Annotated in this window: 11 protein-coding genes and 2 pseudogenes; 1 reads left to right on the top strand and 12 read right to left on the bottom strand. The window is 38.2% G+C overall.

Annotation, left to right across the window (positions count from 1 at the left end):
• The first annotated feature begins 316 nt into the window (after nt 1-316).
• A complete protein-coding gene (locus IGL80_RS03310) occupies nt 317-670 on the top strand; it encodes a helix-turn-helix transcriptional regulator (RefSeq protein WP_001227347.1) in 354 nt (117 codons plus the stop codon).
• 59 nt (nt 671-729) lie between these two features.
• Here IGL80_RS03310 and IGL80_RS03305 read toward each other — a convergent pair whose 3' ends face one another.
• From IGL80_RS03305 to IGL80_RS03250, 12 genes and pseudogenes are all read right to left on the bottom strand, one after another.
• Entirely contained in the window at nt 730-885 is a 156-nt protein-coding gene (locus tag IGL80_RS03305) for a cysteine-rich KTR domain-containing protein (RefSeq protein WP_080120191.1), read from the bottom strand.
• Nucleotides 864-2,042, bottom strand: a complete 1,179-nt coding sequence (mobV, locus tag IGL80_RS03300; protein ID WP_025193416.1) for a MobV family relaxase — start codon at nt 2,040-2,042, stop codon at nt 864-866. Before mobV ends, IGL80_RS03305 begins: the two co-directional genes overlap by 22 nt.
• Nucleotides 2,043-2,605: 563 nt before the next feature.
• Nucleotides 2,606-3,982 carry a tetracycline efflux MFS transporter Tet(L) gene (gene tet(L) / locus IGL80_RS03295; RefSeq protein ID WP_001574277.1) on the bottom strand — a complete coding sequence of 459 codons (1,377 nt, stop codon included), beginning with the start codon at nt 3,980-3,982 and terminating at the stop codon, nt 2,606-2,608.
• Between the two features lie 34 nt (nt 3,983-4,016).
• Nucleotides 4,017-4,079, bottom strand: a pseudogene (locus IGL80_RS03290) (tetracycline resistance efflux system leader peptide).
• 97 nt (nt 4,080-4,176) lie between these two features.
• A complete protein-coding gene (gene tet(M) / locus IGL80_RS03285; protein ID WP_001574275.1) occupies nt 4,177-6,096 on the bottom strand; it encodes a tetracycline resistance ribosomal protection protein Tet(M) in 1,920 nt (639 codons plus the stop codon).
• A gap of 15 nt (nt 6,097-6,111) precedes the next feature.
• Nucleotides 6,112-6,159, bottom strand: a pseudogene (locus tag IGL80_RS03280) (hypothetical protein); the annotation flags it as partial.
• A 313-nt stretch (nt 6,160-6,472) separates the two neighbouring features.
• The gene (locus tag IGL80_RS03275) at nt 6,473-7,405 is read right to left on the bottom strand and encodes a conjugal transfer protein (RefSeq protein WP_001224319.1); all 933 of its coding nucleotides are present in this window, start codon (nt 7,403-7,405) and stop codon (nt 6,473-6,475) included.
• A complete protein-coding gene (locus IGL80_RS03270) occupies nt 7,402-8,403 on the bottom strand; it encodes a lysozyme family protein (RefSeq protein WP_000769868.1) in 1,002 nt (333 codons plus the stop codon). Before IGL80_RS03270 ends, IGL80_RS03275 begins: the two co-directional genes overlap by 4 nt.
• Nucleotides 8,400-10,577: a CD3337/EF1877 family mobilome membrane protein gene (locus IGL80_RS03265; protein WP_000804748.1), complete on the bottom strand. Its 2,178-nt coding sequence runs from the start codon at nt 10,575-10,577 to the stop codon at nt 8,400-8,402. The genes IGL80_RS03270 and IGL80_RS03265 overlap by 4 nt, the downstream gene beginning before the upstream one ends.
• Nucleotides 10,578-10,579: 2 nt before the next feature.
• Nucleotides 10,580-13,027 carry an ATP-binding protein gene (locus tag IGL80_RS03260; RefSeq protein ID WP_000331160.1) on the bottom strand — a complete coding sequence of 816 codons (2,448 nt, stop codon included), beginning with the start codon at nt 13,025-13,027 and terminating at the stop codon, nt 10,580-10,582.
• Nucleotides 13,011-13,403, bottom strand: a complete 393-nt coding sequence (locus IGL80_RS03255; protein ID WP_000723888.1) for a conjugal transfer protein — start codon at nt 13,401-13,403, stop codon at nt 13,011-13,013. Before IGL80_RS03255 ends, IGL80_RS03260 begins: the two co-directional genes overlap by 17 nt.
• Nucleotides 13,404-13,491: 88 nt before the next feature.
• The gene (locus tag IGL80_RS03250) at nt 13,492-13,989 is read right to left on the bottom strand and encodes an antirestriction protein ArdA (RefSeq protein WP_000342539.1); all 498 of its coding nucleotides are present in this window, start codon (nt 13,987-13,989) and stop codon (nt 13,492-13,494) included.
• Nucleotides 13,990-14,065 lie beyond the last annotated feature (76 nt).

Below are 14,065 nucleotides of genomic sequence, written 5' to 3'. Positions count from 1 at the left end.
TCTATATGATTTATAAAACCACATTGGTGGACGTACTTATCTATTGCAGATAGACGACTTTTTTTGACAAGAACCCAATGTAAGGAAATTTATTGTATATGATGTACTTCATGGCGACGTTGACCTCCAACAAACCGCCATTTGGAAGTAATATACAATATTTTAACAGCGTAAATAGCACTACCATATAACGGTTTTTTTTATTGGCGTTTAGTAGTGCTTTTTATTAAATATAAACCTATAAACCATATAACACGTTTTTCTATACCTGTTTTTAATTCAGTAGGAACAATAAAATGTATAGAGGTGGTCTACTATGCGTAAAAAAGAAGATAAATATGATTTTAGAGCCTTTGGTTTAGCCATTAAAGAAGCTCGATTGAAACGAGGTTTAACTCGTGAACAAGTGGGAGCATTGATTGAAATTGACCCACGGTACTTAACTAATATTGAAAATAAAGGGCAACACCCCAGCATACAAGTTCTTTATGACCTTGTATCGTTACTTCATGTTTCCGTTGATGAATTTTTCTTACCTGCTAATAACTTGGTAAAAAGCACCCGACGATTACAGATAGAGAAATACATGGATAGCTTTACAGACAAAGAACTATCCTTAATGGAATCTTTAGCCAGCGGTATCAACGAAGCAAGAAACATCGAAGACTAATTAAAAGAATCCATACATAACGGAAAGAGCCGATAAAATGAGATTGTATTAATCTCATTTTATCGGCTCTGCGTCTTTGCGTCTGGCTCTGTAATCACAGTTACTTTGAACTGCTTTATTTCAATTAAATTTTCTTGTCTGCATTTCGGACAATAGAGGGGGAATTTTTTTAATTCAGTATCTTCCCTTATCTTTAATCGTGTTTTTCTTGGAATTGTGCTGTTTTATCCTTTACCTTGTCTACAAACCCCTTAAAAACGTTTTTAAAGGCTTTTAAGCCGTCTGTACGTTCCTTAAGGAATTCCTTAGTGCTTTCATAGATTAAACTCACATCACGCTTTAAATCGCTTATTTTAGACTTTAAAGACTTGTTTTCTTCAAGCAACTCATTATAATCATTTACATTTTCATTAAATCGCTCTACAAGACCACTATATTTTTCTTTAACTTGCCCATGTTCTTTACTTAATTTTTTATATTCTCTCGCCATATCAGTACTCATGAGATTTCTAACATGCTGTTTTAACCTATCGTTATCTCTCGCAGCAGTCACTAAGTTTTTATAATCACGCTCCGATATAACAACATTTTTGGTTGGTTTCTTTTCTGTTTTCATTATTTCTTTTCCCAAACCAAACATGGACTTTTCACCCGTTGGCACTTCAACACTTTTCATGTGTCGTTTCGCTGGTACTTCTAAATCTGATTTAACTTTATCGCTATAAGCAGTCCATTCATCTTTTTTAACTGCTAAATTTTTTTCTAGAAAATCAATCTCTTTTTCCAAAGTTTGTTTTTTAAATTTAGCTGTCTCAATATGTTTACGGTCAGAGCCACGTTCACCACGCTTCAACTCAAAACCCTGTTTTTTCATATGCTCGGGGAATTTATCTTGTAGCCATAACAGTTCTTGACGATTAAACACATTTTTTCCTTGCAGTTTTCCATCACGCATAGGCACAACACCTAAATGCATGTGAGGGGTTTGCTCATCATTATGAACTGTTGCATAAGCAATATTTTGCTTGCCATATCGTTCGGAAAATAATTTATAACTTTCCTCAAAAAATCGTTTTTGTTCTCCTGGATCCAGTTGCTCAAAAAAATCTCGGTCAGATGTTACTAGCAACTCATTTACAAGAACAGCATCTTTCCTCGTTTTTCTTGTACCTGTTTTTTGTGATTCAATAATTTCTTTGACACGTTCGTTGTAATCAATATTTTTATCATTTTTCAAATCATAATTTTCACGTGTTCGCTCATGGTCAATATCATCATTCGTTCTACTTTTTCGCTCTCTTTGATTATGAAATTGCATGCCTTTTAGTCCAGCTGATTTCACTTTTTGCATTCTACAAACTGCATAACTCATATGTAAATCGCTCCTTTTTAGGTGGCACAAATGTGAGGCATTTTCGCTCTTTCCGGCAACCACTTCCAAGTAAAGTATAACACACTATACTTTATATTCATAAAGTGTGTGCTCTGCGAGGCTGTCGGCAGTGCCGACCAAAACCATAAAACCTTTAAGACCTTTCTTTTTTTTACGAGAAAAAAGAAACAAAAAAACCTGCCCTCTGCCACCTCAGCAAAGGGGGGTTTTGCTCTCGTGCTCGTTTAAAAATCAGCAAGGGACAGGTAGTATTTTTTGAGAAGATCACTCAAAAAATCTCCACCTTTAAACCCTTGCCAATTTTTATTTTGTCCGTTTTGTCTAGCTTACCGAAAGCCAGACTCAGCAAGAATAAAATTTTTATTGTCTTTCGGTTTTCTAGTGTAACGGACAAAACCACTCAAAATAAAAAAGATACAAGAGAGGTCTCTCGTATCTTTTATTCAGCAATCGCGCCCTTTAATGGAACAAAAAGATTTGAATTCCTGTTATAAAAAAAGGATCAATTTTGAACTCTCTCCCAAAGTTGATCCCTTAACGATTTAGAAATCCCTTTGAGAATGTTTATATACATTCAAGGTAACCAGCCAACTAATGACAATGATTCCTGAAAAAAGTAATAACAAATTACTATACAGATAAGTTGACTGATCAACTTCCATAGGTAACAACCTTTGATCAAGTAAGGGTATGGATAATAAACCACCTACAATTGCAATACCTGTTCCCTCTGATAAAAAGCTGGTAAAGTTAAGCAAACTCATTCCAGCACCAGCTTCCTGCTGTTTCAAGCTACTTGAAACAATTGTTGATATAACTGTTTTGGTGAACGAAAGCCCACCTAAAACAAATACGATTATAATTGTCATGAACCATGATGTTGTTTCTAAAAGAAAGGAAGCAGTTAAAAAGCTAACAGAAAGAAATGTAACTCCGATGTTTAACACGTATAAAGGACCTCTTCTATCAACAAGTATCCCACCAATGTAGCCGAAAATAATGACACTCATTGTTCCAGGGAAAATAATTACACTTCCGATTTCGGCAGTACTTAGCTGGTGAACATCTTTCATCATATAAGGAACCATAGAGACAAACCCTGCTACTGTTCCAAATATAATTCCCCCACAAAGAACTCCAATCATAAAAGGTATATTTTTCCCTAATCCGGGATCAACAAAAGGATCTGTTACTTTCCTGATATGTTTTACAAATATCAGGAATGACAGCACGCTAACGATAAGAAAAGAAATGCTATATGATGTTGTAAACAACATAAAAAATACAATGCCTACAGACATTAGTATAATTCCTTTGATATCAAAATGACCTTTTATCCTTACTTCTTTCTTTAATAATTTCATAAGAAACGGAACAGTGATAATTGTTATCATAGGAATGAGTAGAAGATAGGACCAATGAATATAATGGGCTATCATTCCACCAATCGCTGGACCGACTCCTTCTCCCATGGCTACTATCGATCCAATAAGACCAAATGCTTTACCCCTATTTTCCTTTGGAATATAGCGCGCAACTACAACCATTACGAGTGCTGGAAATGCAGCTGCACCAGCCCCTTGAATAAAACGAGCCATAATAAGTAAGGAAAAGAAAGAATGGCCAACAAACCCAATTACCGACCCGAAACAATTTATTATAATTCCAAATAGGAGTAACCTTTTGATGCCTAATTGATCAGATAGCTTTCCATATACAGCTGTTCCAATGGAAAAGGTTAACATAAAGGCTGTGTTCACCCAGTTTGTACTCGCAGGTGGTTTATTAAAATCATTTGCAATATCAGGTAATGAGACGTTCAAAACCATTTCATTTAATACGCTAAAAAAAGATAAAATGCAAAGCCAAATTAAAATTTGGTTGTGTCGTAAATTCGATTGTGAATAGGATGTATTCACATTTCACCCCTCCAATAATGAGGGCAGACGTAGTTTATAGGGTTAATGATACGCTTCCCTCTTTTAATTGAACCCTGTTACATTCATTTCACTTCATAATTAATTCCTCCTTTACACTTTAATTCAAATCTTTATTAAAAAATATTTCATCTTATTTAACAAGAAACCATATTTATATAACAACATAAAATACACTAAGTTATTTTATTGAACATATATCGTACTTTATCTATCCGACTATTTGGACGACGGGGCTGGCAAACAGGTTCACCGGTAGTAACATGGTACCCTTTTAACTCTGTTAAACAAACACTACGTCCATTTGTAAAGAAAGTTAAATCACTACGATATTCTTGAATACACCGAGCAGGGATTTCTCCACTAAGAATGACCTCATTATTTTTCAATTGAGTGTCTACGATGTTCGCACAATATTTAGGAGCATCGTTGTATGCTCGTGAAAGATATTCCTGTGGCGCATAAATTTTAAAACTAAGATATGGCTCTAACAATTCTGTTCCAGCTTTTTTTAAGACTTGTTCCAATACAATAGGAGCAAGCATCCGAAAATCTGCTGGGGTACTAACAGGGCTATAGTATAAGCCATACTTAAAACAGATTTTACAATCCGTCACATTCCAACCATATAATCCTTGTTCGCAACCATAGCGTATCCCTTCCATAACTGCATTTTGAAATGATTGATTTAAGTATCCAAGAGAAACCGAGCTCTCATACTGCATTCCACTTCCCAACGGAAGCGGTGATACAGATAAACCAATGGAAGCCCAGAAAGGATTTGGCGGCACTTCGATGTGAATGGTATATTCTGCATTTTTTAACGGTCTCTCCATATAAATGACTGTAGGCTCTTTTAGTTCTATCTCCACATGATACTTTTCTTGCAACAGTGCACTAATCACTTCCATTTGTACTTTCCCTAAGAAAGAAAGTATAATTTCATGTGTCGTAGAATCCACATAATATTGTAGAAGCGGGTCACTGTCGGAGATTTCTAAAAGTGCATCAAGTAACATTTCCCTTTGTTGAGGTTTGCTCGGTTCAACAGTTGTTTGCAGCAGAGGGAGCGGATTTTCAATTCTCTCTCTCTGTGGCAATAGCTTTGTATCTCCAAGAACACTATTTAGCTTCAAAAACTCATTTTGCAAAATAACAATTTCCCCGGAATAAGCCTTATCAATTTTACATAATTCACCATTTATTGAAGTATACATTTCTGTAATTTTTATTTTTTCCTTTTCCGATATTCTAACCGAATCCCGCAAATGCAGGATTCCGCCATAAAGGCGTACATATGCAAGACGTTGTCTTTCTTCCGAATATTCAATTTTGAAGACATTTCCGCAAAGTTCAGACTTCTTTCTGTATGTTGATGAATAAAATTTATTCGTTATCACTTCTATAAGCTGCTCAATCCCTATGTTGCTTTTTGCGCTTCCATGATAAACAGGGTACAAGGAGCAATTCTGAAATCTTCTGATTTCCTCTTGTTCGAGTTCTAATGCTTCTAATGATTTACCGGACATATATTTCTCTAAAAGGTCATCATTTCCTTCTATTACCACATCCCATTGCTCAGGTTCCGTACAGCTCATCACACACATATTAGGGTGCAGCTCTACTTTCTGTTTGATTATAATTTCCATAGAAAGTTTCTCTTTAATATCCTGATAAACCGTTGATAAATCAATTCCATTTTGGTCAATCTTATTGATAAAAAAGATTGTGGGAATCCCCATTTTCCTAAGTGCATGAAATAATATACGAGTTTGTGCTTGTACGCCATCTTTTGCAGAAATCAGTAGAATTGCCCCATCTAAAACTGATAATGAACGATATACTTCTGCTAAGAAATCCATATGTCCTGGCGTGTCTATGATGTTCACCTTCGTATTTTCCCACTGAAAAGAGGTTATTCCTGTCTGAATTGTAATTCCTCTCTGACGTTCTAAAAGCGTATTATCCGTCCTCGTTGTACCTTTGTCCACGCTTCCTAATTCTGTAATCGCTCCACTGTTATATAATAAGCTTTCTGTTAAGGTAGTTTTTCCTGCATCAACATGAGCTAAAACTCCAATATTAATAATTTTCATGTGATTTTCCTCCATTCAAAAACCCAAAAGGGCATAAAAATCCCAGTGATAAATACTTTTATCACTGGGATTTTTATGCATAACCATAGGTATACAAAGCATACAGATATTCTCTGGATACTTTAGAATCACATGATAAAGGTATTCTTAAACTGGGTACAAAAAACTAAGCCCTCCTAAAAAAGGACATCTAATTATTTGTTCCTGCTATCAAATTGACAGTTTATTTAAGAATACCTTGCCGCATATTTATTAACTCCTTTTAAATAGTCACTTAAATAATAGCACGTAAGAGCATATTTGTAAAGGAATCTCCAATTTTTTATCAAAAAGAGTACATGATTACAAAGTATCTGTAATCATGTACCAATATTTGTTATTTTACAATCTTCCAATTACTCCCGTTCTTTTCAAGTACCAAATCAAATTGAGATACCTGCGTTGCTTTGGTCTGCTGGTCGATATACTCCACTGTCAGCGATACCGTGACTTGATTATCCTTACGATTGTGAATAGGATTTACCAGTTCTTGAAAGATGTACTCTTTTCCGATTGGTTTTAATATCCCGTCATTCACATAGTAGGAAAGTTCACTGGCTGTCGCTGTAGGATAGAGCTTGAAGAACGTCGTTAAAAACTCATTGATTTCATTGGTTGTAATGGAATCAACCGTCCCCTCACTTTCAATGGCTTTTGGTTTATAACTTGATTTCTTAGGTATGTTGGTAATGGTCGGATTCTTAACCAGTACCATATTTCCAGAACCATCTACATAGACACTCACTATATAAGCAGAGTGGACGGTCTTTGTATTTTCTCCCTCTGTAATGAGCTGGTCTACACTGTAGGTTACATTAAACTCATTGTCGCCAGTTGGCTCTACCGTCCATATCTGAAATCCTCTTACAGAAGACGATACAGGAATATCTTTGCGTACTGTATCAACATTGAGAGCTTGAAGTTCATCTGTCAGATAGCCTTTTAGACTTTCCATTCGATTATCAATGGACTTATCGGATTGCTCCCATGAATAGTAGACTTTCGCAAAGTTCTCTACAAAATTTTCTACATGATGAGTATCAACGTATTCCTTTTCTATGATAGTTGTTTCGTGAATAGTATGAGTATCTATAGCTGTAAAGTGCTTGAATATCGCAAAGCTGAAACTAAGCCCTAAAAGTACCCACAAGGCAATCACAACCTTTTTATGAGGATTGACCTTATAGACACGAGGTTTCTTTTCCTTTGGTATCTGTTTTTCTTTATTCTGATTTTTTCTAAATTTCATCATTAAATCTTCCTTTCTCATTGTTTGATTCGTCCTGCTCCCACTAAATGCTGTTGCCAGTAGGGGCTTGTTAAGTCGGCATAACCGATTGGGTCGCCTGCATGAAACATACGGTTATTGCCAAGGTATATCCCAACATGAGTAATATAAGAGCCAGCGTTATAGGTAGAATGAAAGAAAACCAAATCGCCAGCTTGTGCTTCCGATAGTGGGATATGCTGGGTCACATCATATTGCTGTTGTGCGGTTCGTGGTAAGTTAATTCCAGCTTTTCCATACGTCCATTGTGTCAGTCCGCTACAATCAAAAGAAGTAGTCGGGGAAGCTCCACCGTAAACGTATCGCCAGCCCTCATATTTCAGTGCTTCGTCCATGATGGCTTGTACCGTATCATCATCAAACTCTGTTGTGACAAGATACTGCGTTACCAGTTGCACATAAAACATATTGCCATAGTTGTATCGCCAGCCCCCATTGATAGGTATGGCTATGGGATTGGGGTAAGACACTTTTTCGCCACCTGAATACTCTTTTGAGAAACTTTGAGCCAGTTCAAAGGTATATTTATTTCCACGATTAGCCACATACCCTAAGAAACCACCACCATAATTGTAGGACTGGATAACCGATTCTAAATCTACACTGAGCCTTTCGCTACTGGCTAATAATTCACTGAAATACTTCACACCTTGCTTAATGGATTCTTCTGTACTCAATGAATTAGGTGGAAGACCGAGGGATTCCGAGGACTGCATAACATCTTCCGCAGTACCGCCCGATTCCACCTGTATAATCGCAAGAAGTATGTTGACATATTCTTCAACGCCATATTCTTTGGCATATTTTTCTACCATAGGCTTATGAGCCAGCACTTCTGCGGAAACATTCACACCTCCATAATGAATATTGGAAATTCCGCTGTCCTGTTCATCTGAAAATAAAATGGCAACAAACAGAAGCAGTGAGAAGACCATCAAGAATAATCCAGAACCACCAATCACTAAAGTTTTCAACTTCATGGTTTCTTACCGACTTTCTTAATGGTGGCGGTTTTGATTGGTGGTCTACTTCTTGTATTTTGTAGTGGTACTCTTTGAACAGTAGACGGACGTTCTTTTGTGATTGGACGTTGTGAAGTTCTATCTGCTGTAGTGGTTGAAGTTGCTGGCTTTTGAACGGTTTTTTCTTGAACGGTATTGCCTTGGCGTTCCACTTTTGGACTTGAAAAATCGGACTTAACTGCTGGACGCTCTTGTTTGGCTTGTTGAGATTCCTTATATGAAGTCTGAATATTAGACTGTTTTGAGGTCTGTTCATCATGATATTGTTCTTGTCTTGTAGTCGGTCTTTCATGAACAGAAGAAGCAGGCTGTTTTTTCTGTTTGACCTGTTCCATTTCAGAGCGACGCTTCGCAATGGTTTTTCGCCTTTGTTCCTGCTGTTCCTTGCGTCCACTGGCTCTGTCCGCTTTGGTTTGAGAAATACTACTGGTTAAATCACGGACATTCTCTTTTACTTTGGATTTTCCTTGATATACTGCATATCTTGCATTGGTCGGCAAATCTTTAACCTGTTCTTTCAAACCACTAGCAGTGTCTACCATTCTGTCTTTGGTATCAGCTACTGTACCGATGGTTTGACCGATACGTTTTCCAAGTGTTGATTTTTCCTTTCCGTCTGGTCGGGAGTGATCTGCTTGTGTCCTTGCAGAACTCCCCGAACCCGACTGTCCTTTTTTACCTGTAACAATGGCAGACCCAGCCCCTAGAGTAGTCATGGAACGTCCAAGTTTCCGCTGTAGACGGTGCATGTGAGCGTGCATAAGCATACGAGGTTTTCTCATCACACGACTTCCCACACTTTGAGAATCGTTACTCTGTAGAGAAAACATACTCATTAAATCGCCCAGCTTGAAGTAGATTCCTGCAAAGGTCACAATCTGTAGAAAAGCAATCAAAAAGAACGGATAACCAGCCGATAAGGTATAGAGCATGGTTGAAATACTAAATGCTGTCGTAATAATCAATGTGATTCCAGCTCGTGTCAAAATGGTATTAAAGAGCTTTGTTATGGCTCGTTTTGACATACCATCAAATGATGGAATCATGCTTAAAATAAAGCTCACAGGCAGAAACATAGCATAGATGATAAAAAGTACCTGCGAGAAAATCATGATTCCTGTTAATAGGAATACAAATATGGAAATCCCAATATTGAAGACAAATAGGAAGAAGACTGTACCTAAACGGTTAATGGTCTTTGTAATGGTTAGATTGGTATTGCTTCTGTCTTCAATTTCTTCCGCAACAATTTTTTCTCTGTCTTCGCCATTGTTGGAATCTGGGCTGGTGGAGAGCAGGCTTTCCACACGGTCAATACCGATACTTTCAATGTCTGAACTGTTGTATTGAAGCAGTAGCCACGGTTGCTGAACCTGTATGGAAAACAGGCTATCTCTGATTAAGTCCACGCTGTCCTTGCCTTGACTATCGGAATGGGGCATGACAATCTTCGTGCCAAGTGATAAACTGGCATTACTGATGTCTGATGAAAAGTCATTGATTTTTTTAATGTAGTCGGGAGCGTAGGCAATAAAGGAAGCCGATAGGATAAACACCAGCACAAAATTCATAATGGCATGAATTGCCTTTGTGGTTTCTCTCTTTATCAGTCCCGTATAGGCAACATAAACCCCAAGAACCAAAATCAAGAGTAAGAGGAATCCAACATAGAAACCCTCTGTTGAAAATCCGTTTGCACTCACACCAGCTAAGGTCTGCATATTCTTACCAATGGAATCTGCTGTAGCGGAAATGAAGTCTAAGGAATAGGCTTCCTGTACTAAGTAACCTGTCGCATTGGAAACATACAAACTGATTGTCCAAATAAAATTGGTAATGGCATATAGTCCATACATGACCTGTTTTCCAATCCCGTCCGACCAGTTCCACGGAAGCCAGCCCCAGCTATTATCCACATAAAAATCCAGTTGATAGTTTTCAAGTGGGTATCGGCTGTATTCATTTGCCACATTGACCGTATCATCTACCAAGCCCGCAGCTTGAACCACCGTTCCCAGCATGGCTAAAAGAAAAATGGCAATCACAAGTGTGAAAGCCACTGTCATTGCCACTTTACCTAGACGTTTCAGCGTCCAGTTTGATTTTATTCTGTTTACTATTGATGGTTTCACATTTACACCTCTTTTCGCACAGGTGGTCTGGTATCAAAGGCATGGAGCAGTTCTTCAAATACAGGGTGGAACTGTATCACACCGACACGACCATATAAATCACTGATAAGGCATTGCCCGTTTTCCAAATCACGCAATCGCTTCTGATTGTTTTCGTCCTCTGGGTCTACACCAAAAAAGGCTAAGGTCTTTTTAATCTCGTTAAGGTCAGTGGAACGAAATGCAAATTTTAAGCCGAGGTTATTTTTCAGTTTTTCATCTAAGAGGTCGTCTGTATTTTGGGTCACGAAATATACCCCAGCGTTCATAGCACGACCAGCCCGAACCAGCTTCATAGATAGTGTTTTTCCTTGTGCTACCTGTAAAAAGCTCCATGCTTCGTCTAAATCTACAATCTTGAAAATGCTTCGGTCTGTATGGATAAAGTCTAAAGCAAAGGTACTAATGACAATCAGCATAGCAACGGATAAAAGCTCCATAGTGGTATATTCCTCAAAGGAAGTTTCCTTGTCGGGAAGTACCAAGTCCGCAACCTGTATAATGTTCAGTTGTTTTTCTAAGCTGATAGACTGCTCCACATAACCATTACTGAATAATAAATGTGCAAAGTCATAGTCTGTAAAACTTTCGATATGGTCGGCTATACTGGTACTTAGTGGCGTATTCTCAACCCGTAATTCCTCAATCACTTTCATCAACCCTCGTACTTCACTATTGGTTACTGCACGAATGGCTTTTCTAAGGATTGGGAAGCGTTCCCCATCACGAGAGGAAATCCCCGTAAGGAATGTCAGAATATCAATAGCCAGTGATTCAGAATCTTTGGGATTTTTCATAATCACATAAGGGTCAAGTAAGCCTTTGTTTTTCTCATCAGAAGTCAGAGTGACGATATTGATTTCATGGGAAATCTCTGGCAAGGTTTCTTTCCATCTGCCACGTTCTGCTTTTGGGTCTACAATCACTGCTTGTGCCCCATAAAGCACCGCATAATAGACGATAAGGTTATTCGCAAAGGATTTACCACCACCCAGCGAACCAACAAAAGCCGACGCTAACGCATTGGTTACTGAACCCTTAACCCCTTGACTGGCAAGAGCAGGTTTCAGATAGACATTGCGTCCAGTATCTAAGCTGTAGCCAACATAAATCCCCTCATTTTCCCCCAGCATTTGAGTAGCACCAAAACCTAAACCAGCGAGGAAATCAGAGGTCACGTATTGAATATAATCATTCATATAACGCTTGCTGGCAGGTAAAAATTCTTCATGTAAGCCGAGCATATCCCCAAATGGTCGTACCAGTTTTACGCTTAAATCGTCATAAAAATCTTTCACTTCATTACAACGACGTTTGAGTTCGTCAAGATCATTTGCTGATACCCTTACCACATAAGACAGCTTGTACATAGATTCCTTGCTTTGGTCTAAATTGGTTTCCAGCTCATTCACACTTTCCAGAGCTTCCGCCACATTGGAGCTGGTTTCATTATCACTTTGCCAAGCGTGGTTATCCAAGTCTTTCAGTTCTTTCTTTTTATTGCGGACAGTAGATAGGGCTTTACGATTCGCTACAATTTCCACATTCATTGACGTATCAATCGGGAATGTAAATTGCTGTTGCTGGTAGTAGAAGATTTCAGAGGACGGGAAGTCCAGTTCTCCGACAATGCTGTTAATGGTAAAGTAAGCTACATAGACGGTTTCATCTTCCTGCTGGATTTTCAAATATCGCTGTTTTTCTTCCACCAAACAGCGAGTAGGCTTAATCAAGTCATAGTATTTAATCAGCGTTTCATTATCCAGCTTTTTCTTTGATAGATGGTACTCATACTCTTCATAGGCAGTGCCTGTCTGTCCGTAAAGGTGTTCAATCAGATAGCCGAAGTCGTCCTTATCTAACCTGCGGATTTTGAAACGACGAGAGATTTTATTTTCTAAGAGCTTTTCCATCTTCTGAAAACGCAGGATTTCATCATTACTCATACTAACAAAATCGCCCATCAGCTTATGGTTCACATCATAGACAAAATCAGACAAAGCATTTTTTGCTTCAACGGTAAGACTTTTCATAGAAAACTCCTGATCGTTGAGAAGCAACTTAAAGCCGATAAAGAAACGGTAGTTCACTTGATTTTCGCCAATCATGGATATTAAAGCGTCTGTCTGTTGGTCGATTTTGTCATAGGCAACCGCTTTGAGCTTGCCAGTGACTTCATTTTTGGAACGCTCTTGTGCAGAACGTATGCTGGATTCTGTACTGATTTGTAAAGCATGAATTTTGCCATCACGATTTTGTGCGATAAGCTGTCTGAAAGAATCATGCACTTGTATTTTCTGTTCTGGACTTAGAAATGAGTAATTGTAAGGAACAAGCTCATAGTAAGCATAACATTCCCCGTCTTTATTCCAGACGAGATTGTTTTCAATGTATTTAATTGGATATGCCATAAAATTCACTCCTAACTGCTGTAATGGCTTCTTGTGGCTGGTTTCTGCCAAGCGTTACTTTTTTTCCTGCATAGGTCAGCTTTGGTCGCAGTGCATAAGCAATGACAGACTTCAAAAATCCATAAGGCTTTTTACCATCAAAAGTTTTTGTAGACATAAACCATGTGAAAGCCACAGGAATCCCAAAGTATTTGAGAAATGCTCCCTCTATCATGGAAAGAGGGGGCAAGTTGCCAAGTATCATCACTGCAAAGAGTGACACGACAAACCATGTCATTTGCGTAAAGGTTATGGGAAACGGAAGTCTAAAATCATTGATAGAATACAGTACCTTTTCCACAGACCAGATACTGGTATAGCTTCGTATTTTCTTCATGTAATCAATCCTTTCATAAAAAATAGGGGTAGCTGATTGAGCCACCCCGTAAAATAGAAAATCTGCCAGTAGTAATGTACCGACAGATTTAATAGACGATTTCAAAAATCCCATGATTGGTTGAGATAAACGTTCCTGAAAGGTCTAAATCCCGACCATAGGCTTGATAATCAATATAGTTTTGAAGACTAGCTGGTACTTCGCCTAAAGCACCCGTTTCTTCAATGTAGTAGCGTGCCACGTCATACATATCATCACAATCGGAATGAATGATAATATCCTCTTGATGTTCGCTTAGTTCTTCAATGCTTGAAAAATGAGTGAGCAGAGCAGATAGCTCCGATTGTAATTCTTCGGGTAATTCCGATACCATTTCCCATAGTCGATTGAGTTCGCCAATGGAAGTGTATTCGTCAACCGTAAAGGGTAACTCGTAGTCATGAATGGCGTATTCCTCATATTCATCATTCAAGCCGATTTTCTCTTTGACTTCCTCAAAGTCAATGGGAAAGGTAAACCACGCACCGACCAATTCGCCCTCATTGTATTTGCCTAAATTCGCAATATAGACTTGCATATCGTCCATATATTCACGTCCTTTCTTTGTAGAGATTCAAAAATCCCTACCGCACTTCGTTTGGTGTACCATTCCTTTGCGGAAC

Source organism: Enterococcus sp. DIV2467a, from assembly GCF_050532945.1.
In the GTDB taxonomy this organism is placed as follows: Bacteria; Bacillota; Bacilli; order Lactobacillales; family Enterococcaceae; genus Enterococcus; species Enterococcus faecalis.
This window is presented reverse-complemented; position numbering and strand designations above follow the sequence as displayed.